The organism is Acidocella aminolytica 101 = DSM 11237 (genome assembly GCF_900129125.1).
Classification (GTDB): domain Bacteria; phylum Pseudomonadota; class Alphaproteobacteria; order Acetobacterales; family Acetobacteraceae; genus Acidocella; species Acidocella aminolytica.
Genome location: NZ_FQVJ01000021.1, coordinates 19920 through 37271, shown reverse-complemented (window position 1 = coordinate 37271; position 17352 = coordinate 19920). Strand labels below are relative to the sequence as shown.

General features: G+C 56.7%; 13 protein-coding genes. 9 read left to right on the top strand and 4 right to left on the bottom strand.

The features are described from left to right. Positions 1-19: 19 nt before the first annotated feature. Genes BUB54_RS11935 through BUB54_RS11925 form a run of 3 tightly spaced genes read right to left on the bottom strand, consistent with a single transcriptional unit; the run spans position 20 to position 2020 of the window. Complete coding sequence (locus tag BUB54_RS11935) at positions 20-454, bottom strand: hypothetical protein (RefSeq protein WP_244890778.1); 435 nt, start codon at positions 452-454, stop codon at positions 20-22. Continuing rightward, entirely contained in the window at positions 429-1133 is a 705-nt protein-coding gene (locus BUB54_RS11930) for a hypothetical protein (RefSeq protein ID WP_244890777.1), read from the bottom strand. Before BUB54_RS11930 ends, BUB54_RS11935 begins: the two co-directional genes overlap by 26 nt. Then, complete coding sequence (locus BUB54_RS11925) at positions 1130-2020, bottom strand: P-loop NTPase family protein (RefSeq protein ID WP_073211665.1); 891 nt, start codon at positions 2018-2020, stop codon at positions 1130-1132. Before BUB54_RS11925 ends, BUB54_RS11930 begins: the two co-directional genes overlap by 4 nt. A 919-nt stretch (positions 2021-2939) precedes the next feature. On the opposite strand from BUB54_RS11925, the gene kdpF reads away from it, so the two are divergent. The 7 genes from kdpF to BUB54_RS11885 all read left to right on the top strand — a co-directional run bounded on the left by kdpF (position 2940) and on the right by BUB54_RS11885 (position 11283). Beyond that, a complete protein-coding gene (kdpF, locus tag BUB54_RS22090; RefSeq protein ID WP_073211661.1) occupies positions 2940-3026 on the top strand; it encodes a K(+)-transporting ATPase subunit F in 87 nt (28 codons plus the stop codon). Positions 3027-3030: 4 nt separating this feature from the next. Then, positions 3031-4725 (top strand): potassium-transporting ATPase subunit KdpA, encoded by a 1695-nt coding sequence (kdpA, locus tag BUB54_RS11910; protein WP_048879420.1) that lies wholly within the window; start codon positions 3031-3033, stop codon positions 4723-4725. A 1-nt stretch (position 4726) separates the two neighbouring features. Continuing rightward, positions 4727-6760 carry a potassium-transporting ATPase subunit KdpB gene (gene kdpB / locus BUB54_RS11905; protein ID WP_048879421.1) on the top strand — a complete coding sequence of 678 codons (2034 nt, stop codon included), beginning with the start codon at positions 4727-4729 and terminating at the stop codon, positions 6758-6760. A 12-nt stretch (positions 6761-6772) separates the two neighbouring features. Then, positions 6773-7348, top strand: coding sequence for a potassium-transporting ATPase subunit KdpC (kdpC, locus tag BUB54_RS11900; RefSeq protein ID WP_048879422.1), 576 nt, complete (start codon positions 6773-6775; stop codon positions 7346-7348). A 6-nt stretch (positions 7349-7354) separates the two neighbouring features. Next, the gene (locus BUB54_RS11895) at positions 7355-9970 is read left to right on the top strand and encodes a sensor histidine kinase (protein ID WP_048879423.1); all 2616 of its coding nucleotides are present in this window, start codon (positions 7355-7357) and stop codon (positions 9968-9970) included. Beyond that, positions 9967-10644, top strand: a complete 678-nt coding sequence (locus BUB54_RS11890; protein WP_048879424.1) for a response regulator — start codon at positions 9967-9969, stop codon at positions 10642-10644. The genes BUB54_RS11895 and BUB54_RS11890 overlap by 4 nt, the downstream gene beginning before the upstream one ends. Positions 10645-10755: 111 nt before the next feature. Beyond that, positions 10756-11283, top strand: coding sequence for a DUF1003 domain-containing protein (locus BUB54_RS11885; RefSeq protein ID WP_048879425.1), 528 nt, complete (start codon positions 10756-10758; stop codon positions 11281-11283). A 212-nt stretch (positions 11284-11495) separates the two neighbouring features. Here BUB54_RS11885 and BUB54_RS11880 read toward each other — a convergent pair whose 3' ends face one another. Then, the gene (locus BUB54_RS11880) at positions 11496-12221 is read right to left on the bottom strand and encodes a hypothetical protein (protein ID WP_048879426.1); all 726 of its coding nucleotides are present in this window, start codon (positions 12219-12221) and stop codon (positions 11496-11498) included. Between the two features lie 2046 nt (positions 12222-14267). Here BUB54_RS11880 and BUB54_RS11870 point away from each other — a divergent pair. Together BUB54_RS11870 and BUB54_RS11865 are read left to right on the top strand one after the other, a co-directional pair. After that, the gene (locus BUB54_RS11870; RefSeq protein WP_048879428.1) at positions 14268-15476 is read left to right on the top strand and encodes an ABC transporter substrate-binding protein; all 1209 of its coding nucleotides are present in this window, start codon (positions 14268-14270) and stop codon (positions 15474-15476) included. A 22-nt stretch (positions 15477-15498) separates the two neighbouring features. Next, positions 15499-17352 carry an ABC transporter permease gene (locus BUB54_RS11865; RefSeq protein WP_048879429.1) on the top strand — a complete coding sequence of 618 codons (1854 nt, stop codon included), beginning with the start codon at positions 15499-15501 and terminating at the stop codon, positions 17350-17352.

Genomic DNA, 17352 nt, shown 5'->3' with positions numbered 1-17352 from the left:
CATTAAGCGGCCAGCTCCATCAACGCCGAGGGGGCAAAACGGTGAACGCATACCGCTTCACCGGCCAGCCCTGCGCCCATGCATGGAGTTGCAGTTGCCAGCAACGCAGCCGGTCATTGAGGAGCAGGCTGGCGCGTGAGAGCGCCATCATGAGGATGCCAGCGCCGAGTGCGAAGGCGGCCAAGCGGAGCTTGTGGACCTCATAATTCAAAATGCAGGATAGAGCGGAGAAGAAGCCCAGCCAGAACAGGAGGCGGCGGAACCAGAGCACGAACCGCACCGCGAGAATGAGCACGTCGAGCACAACTACCACCAGAAAGCGCAAGGCGCCCCGGAGCAGGCCGAGCAAAGCGCGGCCGAGCTGGGAGGCGAAGCCAGCCGAGCGGCCCGGCGCATCCGGGGGAGGGGTAAAATCCTCCTCCATCCCGCTACCCGTGCGCGGCCGAGGCGACATTTGGCGTGGTCCATAGCCAGAGATGGCAAGCCGTGCGGCCGTCCTGATGCGCCACGTTCTTGCCGGTGCAATCGGATTTCATCGTGTCGATGATGGCGTTATCGCGCATGAGCTGGTGCCATTGCGCCAAGCCAGCCGGGCCTTGCGAGGCGAGGACGGATTGCCCAACGGCCCCGGTAGCGTGAATCGTCCCGGCGGCCTGGCTGTACCCGGCCGCGTTGCCGCGCCAGTAGCCTAGGCCGAACCCAAGGGCGAGGATCACGATTGCCAGCGCCGCGCACGAGGCGAGCGTTCGCCACCATACCCACCGCGACATGCCCTTGAGGCGCTGTTCAGCCGCTTGAGCAAAGGAGGCTACGAACTGGCGCGACAAATCCGCATGCGCCGCCTCTGCCTGGGCTTTCGCGGCCTTGAAGGCTTGATCGATGGTTTGCGCCAAGCCGTCCCGCGCCTGGCGCACGGCGCTGAAATCCCGATCGACATGCAAGCTGTGCTCAGCCATAGCGCGGCGCTGATCGGCGGTAATGGCGGCGGTCGAGCCCAGGAACACCCGGAGCGCGAGGAGCGTTTGAGTGGTGGGGTCATTGTCGAGCCGGGCAAGCTGTTCGGCCCGGTCCAGCTCCGCTTGAGCGGCGCGGATCGCGGCCTCTGTCTCGCTCTGATCGAGGGCCTCGCTCATGGCATCCACGATTTCACGCCGGCGAATTGTGCATCCATCGCCTTGAGCCAGTGGCCTACCCGCGAGCGGTTGAACACCCCGAGCGGCGGTTCGGTCTGACCGTCCCGTGCGGCGACGAAACTCGCGGTGCGAGCCTCGACCGCCTCGGCCGCGTGCAGGCGCGGCATCCAGAGGGTGAGGGCACCGTCCGCTGTTTCATCGCGATAGACGTTGGAGGAGATCACGCGGCTGAATACCTGATCGCGCGATTGCCCCGGCGGTGTCACGCCTTCATTGAGCACGAACGCGCGAGCGCGAGGCTTGAAGCCCAATGCGCCGAGCGTGGCGGCCGGGGTTAAATCCTCGGGATGCGGGCCGGCGAGGTAGAACATCACCATGGCCAGGCCCGCCTCCTCAATCATTGCATCGAAGCCGGGCATTTCTGCGGCTATGGTGCGCAGGATCGTATCTCCACCCCCCAGATCGATGACGGCGGTTTGCTTTTCCTTGATGGCATATTCCATGAAGTCTTGCAGCCAGTCGCGGACAGCGGTCTGGTTGAATGTATCTGGTCTGGAAACATCCTCGAAAAAAGTCGAGAAGGTTGCATTGGTTGGATCGATATCGGCCAAAAGTGGGGCTTTATTTTCCATAGTTGCCATCTCGACGATCCAGCGCAGGAAGGTGGTTTTGCCGGTTTTGCCCCGGCCGGCCGTCAGGATGATCTTGGGTCGATCGGCGAGATCGAGGCCCTGAGCCACGGGTTCGGAGCGGGTTTGCTCGCTGGTCAGCAGTGGCTTGATTTCCGCCGGCTTGAGCCTGGCGGTCGAGCTACCGGCGCGGAATACGGGGGGTGCGGGTTTTTGCGTGCCGATGGGCTTCTTTTCTGATGAGGGGGCCTCAGTCATCAAATTCTCCTATCGGGATTTATCGCCACTCCATTTCGGATCGTCAGGATTGGCGGGAGCAGTTGGATCGCCGAGGGGCTGGCGTTCTGCTGCGGAAACACCCCGGTCCTCATTTCTCATCCATGATGGTTGAAATTTAGATGCTGCCGGTGCCGCCGGCTCTGTTGGCGCGGCGGGGCCGCCGAGGGCCTGACATTCGTCTGTGGTGGCTGGTTGATCGTGTTCCCTGGCTCGTCGCTGGGCGATGAGTTTCCGCGCCCGCCCCCAATAGGACCGCACGGTTCTTGGGGTCAGAGGTTGCCCGCCGGCACCGGCATAACCGTTTTCTGAGAAAAAAGCGGCGATCCGGTTCCAATTGACGCCCTGCCGGTCGAGGAGGGCGGCGAACTCGTCGTGGCGCTCGCACATCCAGATCACGAGCGGCGCGCGGGTTCAGCGCCCTGTAGAGGCGGCTTGAGCAAGGGCGTCAAGGCCGATTTCCGGGAGCATGACGCAGCGATTCTAGCGATCCTGCCAATTGAACGTCAATGTTCTGGCATGAAATGCGACGATATTTCGACAATGATCAGACATATTACCGTCTATTGTTCGCTATGATTTCGTCATTAGTCCGTCGTGAATCTCGTTATGTATCCGTCAATGAAGCGGCATGAATGTAACGGATAAATGTTTTCCGGTCATAAGGTGGATTGAATAGCCTCTTTGACCGCTATGACTACGTTGATATTCCCGGAACGGCTGCTCCAATTTTATGCCGTCTTTATGCTGCTGGTCAGCTTTACATATATAATTTTTATCCCTTCCCACGCAGGCTGACAGGCTGAAAGGAGCCTGTCATGGGTGATTTTATTTCCGTATTCGCAGGAGTGATCATTTTCGCTCTGTTACTTCTCTACGTTCCGGCTTGTGAGCGTGTGTGATGCCCAATCTCATCGCCGGGGGCGTCATTTCCGCTCTGCTTCTCGTTTACCTCGTCTGGGCCTTGTTACGGCCTGAGGATTTCTAATCCCATGACAATAGATGGTCTCCTCTATATCGCCCTGCTGTTCGCGCTGGTGCTGGGTGCAGCCTTTCCGCTTGGTAGCTATATGGCTGCCATTTTCGAAGGCCGTGTAGCCTGGCTGCGCCCCCTGGAAATGGGTTTCTATCGCCTAGCCGGCATTAACGAGGCGCGCCAGATGGGCTGGCAATCCTATGCCATCGCCTTGCTGCTGCTCAGCGTCATCCATTTCGGGTTGCTCTACGCCATTTTGCGGCTGCAATATTATCTGCCCTTCAACCCGCTGCATATCGCGGGCATGTCGCCACGCTTGGCCTTCAACACGGCGGCCAGCTTCTCAACCAACACCAACTGGCAGGCTTATGTGCCGGAGCAGCAGATTTCCAATGGCGCGCAGATGCTGGGGCTCTGTGTGCATATGTTCCTCTCCGCCGCTGCAGGTATTGCTGCCGCTGCGGCCGTTATGCGCGCCTTTACCGGCGGCGGGTTGAAGACGCTTGGCAATTTCTACACCGACCTCACGCGCATCACGCTGTATCTGCTTATACCCGGCGCGCTGATTGCCGCCACGCTGCTGGTTCTGGCGGGTGCGCCGCAAACATTCGCGCAGGCCGTGCAACTGCACACGCTGCAATCGGGCGCGCAGCCGTTGGCCATTGGGCCTGTTGCGTTCCAAGAGGCCATAAAAGAGTTGGGTACAAATGGTGGGGGGTTCTTCAACGCCAATTCCGCGCATCCGTTCGAGAACCCCAGTGCTTGGACGAATTTACTCGAAAACTGGCTGCTACTCGTCATCGGGTTCGCGCTGCCCATCGCCTTCGGCCATATGGTGAAGGACAAGCTGCAGGGGCGCACGTTGATGGCTGCCATGGCCATCATCCTCGCGCTTGGCTGCGTGGGCGCTTACGCGGCGGAGGCCGCGGGCAACCCGCAGCAGATTGCCGCGGGTGTGCAGGCCAACGGCAATTGGGAAGGCAAGGAGATGCGCTTCGGCATTGCCGCAAGCACCACATTCAATGTTTCCGCCACCGGCACCTCCACCGGCGCGGTGGACAGCTTTACCGACAGTTATACGCCCCTAGGCGGGGAAGTGCCGCTATTCCTGATGCAGCTTGGCGAGGTTACACCCGGCGGAGTGGGCTCGGGCTTCTACACTGTCATCGTCTTTGCCTTGCTCTCCGTGTTTGTCGCGGGCCTCATGGTGGGGCGCACACCGGAATATTTGGGCAAGAAGGTGCAGGCCAAGGAGATCAAGCTCGCCATGCTGGGCGTGCTTATTCTAACCTTTTTTATCCTGGCTGGTGCCGGCTTCTCGTTAGTCACGCCTTCAGGTGTTGCTTCGCTCGCCAATGGTGGCCCCCATGGTCTCTCGGAAATGCTCTATGGCTGGACATCGGCCACCGAGAATAACGGCTCCGCCTTTGCGGGGCTCTCGGCAGATACGCCGCTGCTGGATTACGGGCTGGGCGCCGCTATGCTGTTCGGCCGTTTCGCCTTCATGGTGCCTGTTCTCGCCATTGCCGGGTCTCTTGCCGCCAAGCCAAAGCTGGCGGAAAGCGCAGGAACCTTCCCTACCACCGGCCCGCTTTTTACCTTCTTGCTCATCGGCGTCATCATCATTCTGGGCGGGCTGCAATTCATGCCGGCTGACACGCTCGGGCCGATCGCCGAGCATTTTCTCCTTTACGCTGGAAAGAGCTTCTGAAATGTCAAAAGCTGAAACCATCTCCATGTTCGACGCCGGCATTATCCGCCGCGCCGCGTTGGAGGCACTCGCAAAACTGAATCCGGTAACGTTGGCGCGTAATCCGGTCATTTTTGTAACGGAAATCGTCGCGGCACTGGTCACCGTCACGGGTATCGAGGCGCTGCTTGCTCACCGACCGGCAGGTTTCTCCATCACCATCGCCGTCTGGCTGTGGCTTACAGTCATCTTCGCCACCTTTGCCGAGGCCGTGGCGGAAGGCCGTGGCCGCGCCCGCGCCGAGAGCCTTCGCCGCGCCCGCTCTGACACGATGGCTAAACTGCTAGTGGACCCGCGTGACCGCGCGATTTTCAAACTCGCCCCGGCGCCGGATCTGAGGTGTGGCGATATGGTGCTGGTGGAGGCGGGCGATCTCATCCCCTCGGATGGTGAGGTGATAGACGGTGTGGCCAGCGTGAATGAAAGCGCGGTAACGGGCGAATCCGCTCCCGTGGTGCGCGAGGCCGGGGGCGACCGCTCCGCTGTTACCGGCGGCACGCATCTTGTGTCCGACTGGCTGGTGGTACGCATCACCGCCGATGCCGGGGCTACTTTTCTCGACCGCATGATCGCGCTCGTGGAAGGTGCCGAGCGCCGCAAAACGCCGAATGAGATCGCGTTGAACATATTGCTTGCTGGTCTTACCATCGTGTTTCTCATCGCCGTGGTCACGCTGGTCGGGTTCGGCCAATATTCCGGCACGCGCTTCTCCATTCCGGTGCTGGCTGCCTTGCTGGTCTGCCTCATCCCCACCACCATTGGCGGGCTGCTCTCGGCCATCGGCATTGCAGGCATGGACCGCCTGGTGCGCTTCAACGTTGTTGCCACATCAGGCCGCGCGGTAGAGGCTGCAGGCGATGTGGATGCACTGCTACTGGATAAAACCGGCACCATCACCTTCGGCAACCGCATGGCCGCGGGTTTCTACCCCGTGCTGGGCGTGAATGAGCGTGCTTTGGCGGAGGCTTGCGTCATGGCCAGCTTGGGCGATGACACGCCGGAGGGCCGCTCCATCCTGTCCTTCGCAAGAGACCGTTACGACATCAGTCTGGCCACGCCGGATGATGCCGCCATCATTCCCTTCTCGGCCAATACCCGTATGTCGGGCATTGATACGGGCGGTAAATCCTACCGCAAGGGCGCGGTGGACTCTGTCCTCGCCGCGCTTGGCGTTGCGCCGGACCCCGCCTTTACCGAAAGTATTGCCCGCATTGCCCGGGCTGGTTCCACGCCGCTTGCCGTCACTGCGGATGGTAAGCTGCTTGGCGCAATCGAGTTGAAAGACATCGTCAAGCCCGGCATAAAAGAGCGCTTTGCGGCGCTGCGCGCCATGGGCATACGCACCATCATGGTGACGGGCGATAACCGCATCACCGCCGCCACGATCGCGGCGGAAGCCGGAGTGGATGACTATATCGCCGAGGCCAATCCGCAGAACAAGCTTGATTATATCAGGAAGGTGCAAAGCGAAGGCCGCCTTGTGGCCATGTGCGGCGATGGTACGAACGACGCACCCGCACTGGCCCAGGCCGATGTGGGCGTGGCGATGCAAACCGGCACCCAGGCTGCGCGCGAGGCGGGCAACATGGTCGATCTCGACAGCGACCCAACGAAGCTGATCGAGATCGTGGAAATCGGCAAACAGTTGCTCATCACCCGCGGCGCGCTCACCACTTTCTCCATCGCCAACGATATTTCCAAATATTTCGCTATTCTTCCCGCCATCTTCATAACTACCTACCCGCAGCTCGGCGCTCTCAACATCATGCGCCTCAATACGCCCGAGAGCGCCATTCTCTCGGCTGTTATTTTCAACGCGCTCATCATCGTGGTGCTGGTACCGCTGGCGCTGCGCGGCGTAAAATTCCGCGCCATCGGCGCTGCCGCTTTGCTCAAGCGCAACCTGCTTATTTACGGGCTGGGTGGCATCATAGCGCCTTTCGTCGGGATTAAGCTCATCGACATGATCCTCGGCCTATTCCACATCTTCTCGTAACGGACGCAGAAAATGATCCTCCGCGAACTCCGCCCGGCCTTTTCCCTGGTCGTGCTTTTCACCCTCCTTATAGGTTTTATTCTGCCCGGCATTTTTACCGGTGCTATGCAGGCCGTGCTGCCCTGGCAGGCCAATGGTTCGCTCATAAGGCAGAATGGTCAGACAATCGGTTCCGCGCTCATCGGCCAGAATTTCGAAGGTCCGCAATATTTCATTCCGCGTCCTTCGGCGCTTAGCCCCCGCCCTTACACGCAGGATACTTCCGGTGCTTCGAACCTTGGACCCACCAACAAGACATTGCTCGCCAATGTGAAGCAACGGGTTGCCGCTTATTTGAAGGCTTATGGTCCTGGCCCTGTTCCCGCTGATGCTGTCACCGCTTCAGGTTCGGGGTTGGACCCGGATATCTCGCTGGAGAACGCGCTACGCCAAGCGCCCGCCGTAGCTAACGCACGGCATTTATCGGCCGTCACAGTAATCGCTCTGGTAGAGAATATGGCACACCATCCTTTCCTCGGCATTATCGGCACGGCCCATGTGAATGTGCTGAAACTCAACCTTGCGCTGGAACATCTACCAGCCTCATAAAGCTGTATGGCAAATCAAAATGATGGCCGCCCGGATCCGGATGCGTTGCTGGCAAATGCGCAACGTAGCGAACGCGGCCATTTAAAAATCTTTCTCGGGGCTGCTCCCGGCGTTGGCAAAACCTGGGAGATGCTTACCGCCGCCCACGCTAAACGCCAGAAAGGGGTGGATGTCGTAGCGGGGCTGATCGAGACCCATGGACGTGCTGGCACGATAGAGGTGATTGGTGAGCTTGAGCAACTCCCCCGCCTCAATGTTCCTTATCGTGGTCAAACATTGGCGGAGTTCGATCTAGACGCTGCGTTGCTGCGTCGCCCTGCCTTGTTACTGGTGGACGAACTGGCCCATACCAATGCCCCTGGACTGCGTCATGCTAAACGTTGGCAAGATGTGCTGGATGTACTGGATGCAGGTATCGACGTTTGGACCACTGTGAATGTCCAGCATCTGGAAAGTCTCAACGATCAAATCACCCGCATAACCGGCGTACGAGTTGGAGAGACAGTTCCAGATACGGTGCTGGATATCGCAGATGAGATCGAACTGATTGATCTGCCCCCTGCTGAATTACGCGCCCGGCTGCAGGAAGGTTTTGTATACCGCCCCGACGTTGCCGCAAGAGCCTTGGAAGGCTTTTTCCGAGAAGGCAACCTTGGAGCTTTACGTGAAATTGCCTTGCGTCGCGCAGCACAGCGGATTGACAAGGACGTAACGCGCTATATGCGTTCGTCTGCGATCCCTGGTCCCTGGCCCGTCGCGGAGAAGGTGCTGGCACTTATTGGGCCGGATGACGCTGCCTCCAACGTTGTGCGTCATGCTGCACGCTTGGCGGAGGCCCTGCGCGCCCCGCTTACCAGTTTCTACATTGAACGTACGGATGATAATTCAAAAGTCCAGGCTGCATTGGACCTTACCGTGCAGCTTGGAGGCAATGTGGTCACGCAATCAGCACCGGATATGGTGCGCGCTGTGATGGACTACGCAGCGGCGCAGAACATCACCCATATCGTTGTGGGCCGCGCCGCGCGGGGACGCTGGCCGAGACGGCGTTTTTCCGAAGCGCTGACCCGCCAAGCCTTGGCCTATACGCTGCATTTCGTGCCCGTTCCCGCCGCAGCGCCGCAACGTCCTGATCCCCTCCCACAGGGCAACTGGACTACTTATCTTTGGGCAGCGGCTCTGCTTGCCGCCATTACCTTCAGCGGCTCGGCGTTAAAGGATATCCTACCGCAAGAAGCCATGGGACTGATCTTCACGGGGCTCATTGCCGCCATGGCCAGTCGAGAGGGGCGCGGGCCAGGATTATTCACTGCCATAGTTGGCTTCTTCTTATGGAATTTCTTCTTCCTGCCGCCGCTGTATACTTTTTCAGTGGCCGACCCGCGCGATGTGGTTGCCCTTGCCGTATTCCTTCTGGTGGGAATTGTCACCGGCACTTTGGCAGGGCGCGTCCGCAAGGAGGCTGCCACTGCCTCCGCAAGAGTAGAGGCGCTACGCCGCATCTCGCTCTTCGGACAGCGCCTTTCACGTGCCGTCACATTATCCGATATTCTTAACACGGCCATCGAGGAAACCACTGCTATCACTGGCGCGGGCATTGTACTGTTGGCACATAATGGCGCACTTACGCCTGAGGCAAGCCGCCCTGCCGGTACTGAGTTAGACGAAACCGCTGAGGCTGCTGCTGAATGGTGCCTAACGCATGATATGGAAACCGGGACCGGTACCGCTACCTTGCCATCCGTGCCCTGGCGCTTCTTCCCGCTTCGCGGCCATGGTACAGTCGTGGGGGTACTAGGCGCCCGCGCAGATACGCCACCGCCCGCACCTACTGTGCAAACCCTGGTGACATTGGCCGATCAAACCGCCCTGGCTCTGGAACGCGCCCGACTGGCATTGCAAACCGCCCGTACAGAGGCGCATCAGGACAGCCAGAAGCTTCGTAACGCCTTGCTCTCGTCGCTCAGTCATGATCTGCGCACCCCCCTCACTGCCATACGCGGGGCGGCCGAAACACTTGCAGCCTCTGGCGAAGTGCTGAGCGAGGCAACTCGCGCCGACCTGCTGGCCGCCATAATTCAGGATGCTGCCCGAATGGGCAAATTCCTAGCCAATATTATCGACATGGCTCGGGTTGAAGCAGGAGCGCTGGACATAAAGCATGAGAGGTTGTCACTAGAGGCCATAGCAGAGGCCGCTATTGCCCGTGTGCCGGGTGCACTTTATACAGCCCTCAATGTCGCGCGTGACGCCACCCATGTACGGGCCGACCCCACGCTGCTTGAACAGGTTCTGGTCAACTTGCTGGACAATGCAGTTAAATATGCTCCACCTGGCAGCCGAATTAGCATTTCCACCCAACGCGAGGGTAGTAATGTGCGCTTAAGCGTGGCCGACGAAGGGGTGGGTATAGTCCCGACTGAGTTGCAAGCTGTTTTCGATAGCTTCTTCCGTGCCAGCCGAGGTGATCGTGTCGCACCGGGTACAGGGCTTGGCCTCGCTATTGCCAAAGCATTTACGGAAGCCATGGATGGACGCATCTCGGCACAAAGCCCGCGACTGGATCTACCCGCAGATGGTTTGCCAGGTACGGTCATCACATTGGAACTTCCTGCAGCATGATCTCCGGCCGCATTCTGGTTGTCGATGACGAACCGCAGATCCACCGGTTCCTGACACCTGCCCTTACCGCTGCGGGTTACGAGCCGCTGCGTGCGGAGAATGCCGTCGAAGCTCTACGCCAGGCTGCTGCCCAGGCACCTGACTTGGTGCTTCTGGACCTTGGGTTGCCAGATATGGACGGGCAAGAGGTGCTGCGCCGTTTGCGTGCATTCTCGTCTGTGCCTGTGATCGTCCTCTCGGCCCGAGACCGCGAAGCGGAGAAGATTGCGGCGCTTGATAACGGCGCCGATGATTATGTAGAAAAACCTTTTGCGCTGGGCGAATTGTTGGCCCGCATCCGGACGGCTCTGCGCCGCACTGGAGCCTCTACACCGCCAGCCGAAGCGCTGCATGTGGCAGATCTCACCATCATGCACGATGCCACACATCGCGGTGATGCTCCTTTGCCGCTCACCAAGAAAGAGCATGCGCTTCTGCTTCTGCTAGTCCGCAACCGTGGCCGGGTGCTCACTCATCGCCAGCTTCTTACTGCTCTATGGGGGCCAGCCCATACCGAGGACGTTGCGTATTTGCGCGTCTATATTGGTCAGCTCCGGAAGCATCTGGGCGAAGGAGCAGCAAAACTGATCGTCACCGAACCAGGGGTAGGCTACCGCCTCCTCGACGATACCTGACCTTCGTCACAGAGCCGTTCATGCAGCCAAAACCATCCAACTGAGACTGTCGAAAACGGCACCGCTGTTGAGAAGGGATACTGGCGAACAGTAACAAGGGAGATCGAATGCATGACAGATGAAACTCGCGGAAAGCCATTACTTCCCAAACCAAGCAGACATTTTCACTGGCCGACGCATCATGCATCTTCAGTATTCGGTGACGACTGGTTCGGGCAACGTGCCGAGACCTTTGCGCGCTTCTTTGGTACTCCGACCTTCCTGATTGCTCAGACCGCCGTCGTGGCCCTGTGGATTCTCATTAACATGATGGGTTGGACAAAATTCGATCCATATCCGTTCATTCTTTTGAACCTAATGTTTAGTCTTCAGGCCGCCTATGCCGCGCCCCTGATCCTTCTTGCCCAAACGCGTCAAGCTGACCGGGACAAGCTGGATTCGGCAGCAGAAGCCCATCATCGCGAGGCACTGGCCGACGCTTCAGAGCAACGTCAGGCCATCGCTGCACAGCAGACGGCACAGCTTATAGAGTTGTTGAAGCAGAATACTGAACTAACAGAACTTGTACATGAGCTAAGTGAAAGAATAGAGAAAATGACGATAGAGTTGCACCACAAAGTTGTCAGTAGCAACGGCTGAGGGACATTTATATAAATCTGTAGAAAATGTGACGAAGCAATCAAAGTAATGGAAATGTCGTTATGGAAAGCCTTGCGTCTGCAACGAGGTATTAGCTCGGTACCCGATTGACGATGAATAGTGGCCAATTCTTTGCGTTTCAACAAAAGCGGCCGCTTCGTTTTGGCCGACTTTCCCCAAAACCAGTTTGCCGATTGCTTCCGTAGCGGAACTTAATGTCGTGTTGCTGGGCGCAAGTACTGGTCCGTTCCTAGTTTTAAGGCAGCCGGCCAAAGTGATGTTTTGGTGTAGACCGCTCGTTTGCTAAAGCCCTCACCAACCTCATGCTCGGCCAACAAACCTACCCAGCATAAGGGCCGCAAGATATTGAGATAGAATGTGGAAGCCAGCCTGTAATCCGCGATCCAAATATCAGTTTCTGTAGAGCCAAACAATAGCTTAAATAGCCGCTCTTCGCTCACCGCATGGTCTGCTTCGACGTTGATAACATTCAGGAAGACATCCCAGTTACCAATTATGGCGTCGTCGAAGCCGGTATATTGGCGGTGATCAATGGTATAGAGCAGCGTAGTGGCTAAAACTTCCCATAATTCGCCCGGCTTTTCACGCAAGAGTTTGGCCTTGGCCGTCATTCGCATTGTGTCTTTGTAGTGCCTTGCTAGCTTAGCCGCGAGCAGGACGTCATGTAACACGCTCAGTGGCGGAAAATCTGCCTCGTTTAGCACCTTGTTGACGGCATATAGCTCAGCGGCCGTGTAATTTGGCCAGGCAAAAGCCTCTGCAGCCCATTGCACGAAATATCGTTTCAAGGCTTTGGTGGCGGTTAAACCGATCGGGCCGTGCTGCTCGATATAATCGAAGGTAAGAAGCGTCGCTTTGAGGATCAGCGCGTTTGCGAGTGCCGGGTCTTTGTCGAGGATTGGCTTGAACGGGACCATGAGGGGTTTGTGTACCATCCTCGTTGGGATGCCAAGACCTGAACCTAGCTTGGCAAAGATGCGCGTTCTCGTCGCATCGGCCAGAATCTGCCATGATGTCCAGAGCAACTTCGCTATACTTTCCTAGTTAGCGTCAATCTGCGATGGGCGATGTTCAAATAGATATCCCTCATGCTGGTTGGCCGCTTGACGACGTTTTAGTGTTAACATGGCATACAATCTTTGCGTGTGTATTGTTGTCCGATGTCTCGAAATACAGCCACACTGAGGTCAAGATGGCAGGCATCAGGAGGTTACGAGACGAGGCAGCCATGACGACGGCGTAGTCATCATTATAATATATTTGCTGCCCCAGGCGATGGCCGCGGCCGCCCCTGCTTTTGTGGTAGCCGAGGCAAATGTGAGACGCCTTCTTCCCTGATCCGCCTGGTATTCAGACCGTTGCAAGGACGAAGAGGTAGTGGGGCCCCCAACTGCGATAAGTCCTTCTCTTGCCGCCTCTCCTTTATGGATTAGTGCCACCGCGAAGCCTGGGACCTAGAACGAGGCAACTAAGTCAGGCAACTCGGCAACCCTAACATTCTGCAATTGGCTGGGGACGTTGCCGGTTGGGAGGCGCTTTGTCCATACAGAAGGAGACTATGTCTGTGGTGGTGTCACCTCCCGCGGCCAGCGGTGGTTTTTCGTTTGTCAGGGTCTTCCCGGCTAGCCAGCCCATTTGGGCGGCATTGCTGGCTTTGCGCTTGTCGCAGATAATGATCTTTTGAAGCCAGCACAGATCAATCTCAGAAATAAATTGATGGGTTAGCAACATGCTGTGCCGGGCTGGAGCTACCAATAGATTTCATTCCAGGTGTCACGGCGCCCCTCGTCTGGCCCAAAGTATATCCCTGCATGCGGTCTTCCTGCTCAAGCATGGTTTGGATCCATTCGCGGGCAAAGGGGGCTTGGGCTTAAAGTAGCGGTCCTATTTGAAAAAGCGCGCTAAAGTTACATCTTTGGTCTCAGTGTGGAGGCGTTTAAATATAAGCTCTCAAAAATAGCAGGGCGGCGTTTCATCGATTCGGACAGGGCGTGCAAGATTCCATATCAGAGAGTGGTAAATATTTATCTCATTCTTCAGAGCAGTCCCAAGTTTACTCTTGTTGCGGATTTTTGATCTCTAATCCTGAATGTCCTGTGTAGTAATGTTTGTATAGCTGCAAAAAAACAACGAACGCTAGCACATGCACAATTTGAGGATTTAGATCAGTATCCTTTGATTTGCGAAGATTTCAAGGTCCCCTGTCAATGGGACGGCATAGCAGTGCGTCTCCTGTTGCTTAGCTAATCCGTTCATCTTTACGAGGCATTTTCAGTGCGTCGCGGCGCGACAGTGATGCTGCTTCTCGATCTAATAGGACTGGCGGTTCCGGGAGCCAAGCTGCCTGAGGAAAACGCTGAGATACGGCTGTTCAGACGCATAGCTTAATCGTCGCCTTTCTTTGACTGCTCCCTAGGAAGTGGCTGTCTATTAATGCATGTTACACAGATGCCTTTGATAAAAATTTAAGCGTTTTGGCGCCCGTCTGCGCTGCCTTTGCACGCGATTTATGCGTTTTTGGGTTTGGTTGTTAAAAAACTTTCCCAGGCTCGAAATTGATTGTTGACGAAGGCTGGAGGGGGAGCTACTCATTCGTATACAAATAATATGCTCTGGCCGCTCCTTCGAGCGGATAGATAATCTATTGGGTGAGTTCCAGCATTTTTGGGGGCGGTATGGCTGCATATCTTTGGGCTGAGATGTTTATCTCTTGCCGGGTAGTCTCAGTAGAACGTTAATTCGTCTATAAATTGGGCTGGACACATGGCTGATATCATTGTGTCTGCTCAGTCTTCATGTTGAGCATGGTTCTGCAGAAATGCTCGTAAAGAGTAGGACGGGTGTCTCGGTATCTTTGATGCCTTGCGTCCAGATGTGTCCTGCCAGTCTTTCCTCTGGGTGGCGCGAGTGTAAAAACTGAGCGCCGATTTCTCCCGTTTTTTGCTTTTTTTGCGGAGGCTTTTATGGGTTTTACGCGTCGTCATCTTATGGCTGCTTCGGCAGCGTCCCTGGCTGTTCCTTATGTTGCAAGGGCGGCCAGTAGAGATCCAATTCTGATTGGGGAGGTCAATAGCTACGCGGCTTTTCCCACATTCACTATGCCCTATCGCAACGCGATGGTCATGGCAGTTGAGGAAATCAATAGCAAAGGGGGTGTTTCTGGCCGGCCGTTAAAGCTGATCACCAAAGATGATGGTGCCAACCCTCAAGATGCAATCCGTGCGGCGACCGAACTGGTCCGAAGTGATCGCGTAAATGTTCTTGCCGGCGGTTTCCTTTCAAATGTTGGCTTGGCACTTAGCTCCTTTGCAAAGCATTCCAACACTCTATACGTTGCCAGCGAGGCTTTGGCTAATGAGCTAACCTGGCAGGATGGCAATGCCAATACGTTCCGTTTGACGCCGTCCATTTATATGCTCGTAGCCATGATGATCGACGATGCAGCCAAGCTTCCAGCGACCAAATGGGCCACGGTGGCACCGAATTATTCCTACGGCACCTCGGCTGTGAAAACCTTCCAGAAATTGCTCAAAGCCAAGCGGCCGGATGTGACTTTCGTGGCCGAGCAATGGCCAACACTCGATCAGATCAATGCTTCGGCAACCGTTGCGGCGCTGGCCGCGGCCGAACCTGACGGGATTTTCAACGCCACTTTCGCGTCGGATCTTGTTGCCTTTGTCCGCCAGGGTAACACGACTGGTCTGTTTAAGAACAGATCCGTTGTTTCTTTGCTGACTGGTGAACCAGAATATTTGGACTCTCTTGGTAGTGACACACCGGACGGATGGATTGTCACGGGCTATCCTAGCGCCGCTTATACCGCGCCCGGTAATGAGGCTTTTGTGACTATGTACAAAAACCATTTCAAGGATGATCCGGATTGGGGGGCGGTAATTGGTTACACGTTGATCCACTCAATCGCTGCCGGTGTTGGGCGTAGCAAGGGGCTGTCTCTGGCGGAACTTGAGCAGGGATTTGCGGGCGTAACTTTCCCGACACCGTTTGGTCAATGCCAGTATCGTGCGATCGACCATCAGAGCACGCTCGGCGCCTTTGTTGGTAAGCTTGCAAAGAAAGGCGGGAAGGGCACAATGGTCGATTTCCGTTATGTCGATGGCGCTTCTGTTCTGCCGCCTGATTCGGTTGTGGAAAAACTGCGCCCGAAGAGCTGAGAGAGGCGAGCGGAAAGCGTCTATGATCCTTTTTCAAATCTTGACCGCATTGGGGACAGCTTCGTCGCTGTTCCTGGTGGCGGCCGGGTTGACCGTGATTTTCGGTGTTACCCGGGTCGTAAATTTTGCCCATGGCAGCCTTTATATGCTGGGCGCCTATGTTGGTTGGGTTGTTCTATCGCATTTGCCGCAGACGATTTTCGGGTTCACTCTTGGCTGCCTCGTCACGGCGGCTATCATCGGCGTTCTCGGTGTTCTTATTGAAATCTGTATTTTGCGCCGCTTGTACAGAGTGCCTGAATTATATCAGCTTCTTGCTACCTTCGGAGTGGTGCTAATCGCGGGGAATGTCGTTCAGCTCCTGTGGGGGACACGCGTTGTCACGCTACCTCGTGCGGCTTGGATGCAGGCGACAATCTCTGTCTCTGGCCATCCTTTTCCGGTTTACTCGGTAGTGATGATGGTGGTTGGCCCGTTGGTGCTGCTGGCGCTGTGGCTGCTATTCTCCCGAACACGCTGGGGCGCCTTGGTGCGCGCCGCGACGGAAGATCGTGAAATGGTCGGGGCGCTTGGCATTCGACAGAATATTCTCTTTACTACGGTATTTGGCTTAGGAGCAGCGTTAGCGGGGCTTTCCGGTGCGCTGTCACTGCCGCAGGTCGCGGCTACGTCGCAGATGGCGCTTTCCGCCGTTTCTGATGCGTTCGTCATCGTAGTGATCGGTGGGCTCGGCAGTGTGACAGGGGCCTTCCTGGCCAGTGTCCTCATTGCGGTTCTCCAAACATTCGGCGCCATCATCATTCCTCAATATGTCATGGTTGCGGTGTTTTCCGTGATGGCTGTGGTGCTTGTTCTCAGGCCCAATGGGTTGTTAGGACGAGCGGGCAAAGGTGGGCGCGCTATGGGCGATCTACCGAAGCTAGTAGAGGGCGCCACCAAGCTGGTTATTGGGCTTGGGGTGATAGCTTTCATCGCCGCCGCGTTGGTGCCAGCCTTTGACACGGGTTATGTATTAAGCATCATGCAGGATGCGCTGATCGCAATGCTGTTTGCTGCCAGCCTCCATTTTGTCATGGGACCTGGGGGTATGCCGAGCTTTGGTCATGCGGCCTGGTTTGGAATTGGAGCATATGGTGCGGCACTTTCGGCTTCTTCCTGGAATTTACCGATGTCGGAGTCTATTGTTTTCGGTGTAGTGACCGCTTCCATTCTGGCTGCGTTGGTGGGAAGCTTCATGATCCGCTTGTCGGGCATCTATCTCGCCATGCTGACATTTGCGTTCGCGCAGGTGATTTGGGCACTGGCCACGCAGATGACCGGCTTCACCGGTGGCGATAATGGCATTCTGAATCTCTGGCCAGACGGCGTTTTTGCTTCTCCCACAGCCTTCTATGCGTTGGTTCTGGCGCTGTGCGCAGGTGGTGTTCTGGTTTTACGGCGTGTATTATTCTCGCCTTTCGGCTTCGCATTACGTGCCACCCGTGATGCATCCGCTCGTGCAGCTGCATCTGGCATTCCGGTCGGACCTGTACGACACGTCGCCTTTACCATTTCCGGCGGCTTTGCAGCACTGTCAGGTGGGCTGTTTGCTTTTGCCAAAGGTAGCGTATTTCCTACCTATATCAACGTGTCTCATTCTATTGATGCGTTAATTATCGTACTGCTTGGTGGTATTCAGACTATGGCGGCTCCTGTGGTTGGCGCGCTGGTTTACACTGGATTGCGCGATTATCTTCAGGCAGCAACAACGATCTGGCCAATGCTGCTGGGGATTGCAATTATTGTTATCGTTAGTCTGTTCCCGCAAGGCATTGGCGGTGCGGCAGAGCATTGGTGGGCCCGCCTCGGCAGCCGTGCTAAGTCGAAGGGAGGCTGA

Coding starts and splice junctions, on each gene's coding strand:
- BUB54_RS11935 (WP_244890778.1), bottom strand. CDS start 454: ATGTCGCCTCGGCCGCGCACGGGTAGCGGGATGGAGGAGGATTTTACC.
- BUB54_RS11930 (WP_244890777.1), bottom strand. CDS start 1,133: ATGAGCGAGGCCCTCGATCAGAGCGAGACAGAGGCCGCGATCCGCGCC.
- BUB54_RS11925 (WP_073211665.1), bottom strand. CDS start 2,020: ATGACTGAGGCCCCCTCATCAGAAAAGAAGCCCATCGGCACGCAAAAA.
- kdpF (WP_073211661.1), top strand. CDS start 2,940: ATGCCCAATCTCATCGCCGGGGGCGTCATTTCCGCTCTGCTTCTCGTT.
- kdpA (WP_048879420.1), top strand. CDS start 3,031: ATGACAATAGATGGTCTCCTCTATATCGCCCTGCTGTTCGCGCTGGTG.
- kdpB (WP_048879421.1), top strand. CDS start 4,727: ATGTCAAAAGCTGAAACCATCTCCATGTTCGACGCCGGCATTATCCGC.
- kdpC (WP_048879422.1), top strand. CDS start 6,773: ATGATCCTCCGCGAACTCCGCCCGGCCTTTTCCCTGGTCGTGCTTTTC.
- BUB54_RS11895 (WP_048879423.1), top strand. CDS start 7,355: ATGGCAAATCAAAATGATGGCCGCCCGGATCCGGATGCGTTGCTGGCA.
- BUB54_RS11890 (WP_048879424.1), top strand. CDS start 9,967: ATGATCTCCGGCCGCATTCTGGTTGTCGATGACGAACCGCAGATCCAC.
- BUB54_RS11885 (WP_048879425.1), top strand. CDS start 10,756: ATGACAGATGAAACTCGCGGAAAGCCATTACTTCCCAAACCAAGCAGA.
- BUB54_RS11880 (WP_048879426.1), bottom strand. CDS start 12,221: ATGGTCCCGTTCAAGCCAATCCTCGACAAAGACCCGGCACTCGCAAAC.
- BUB54_RS11870 (WP_048879428.1), top strand. CDS start 14,268: ATGGGTTTTACGCGTCGTCATCTTATGGCTGCTTCGGCAGCGTCCCTG.
- BUB54_RS11865 (WP_048879429.1), top strand. CDS start 15,499: ATGATCCTTTTTCAAATCTTGACCGCATTGGGGACAGCTTCGTCGCTG.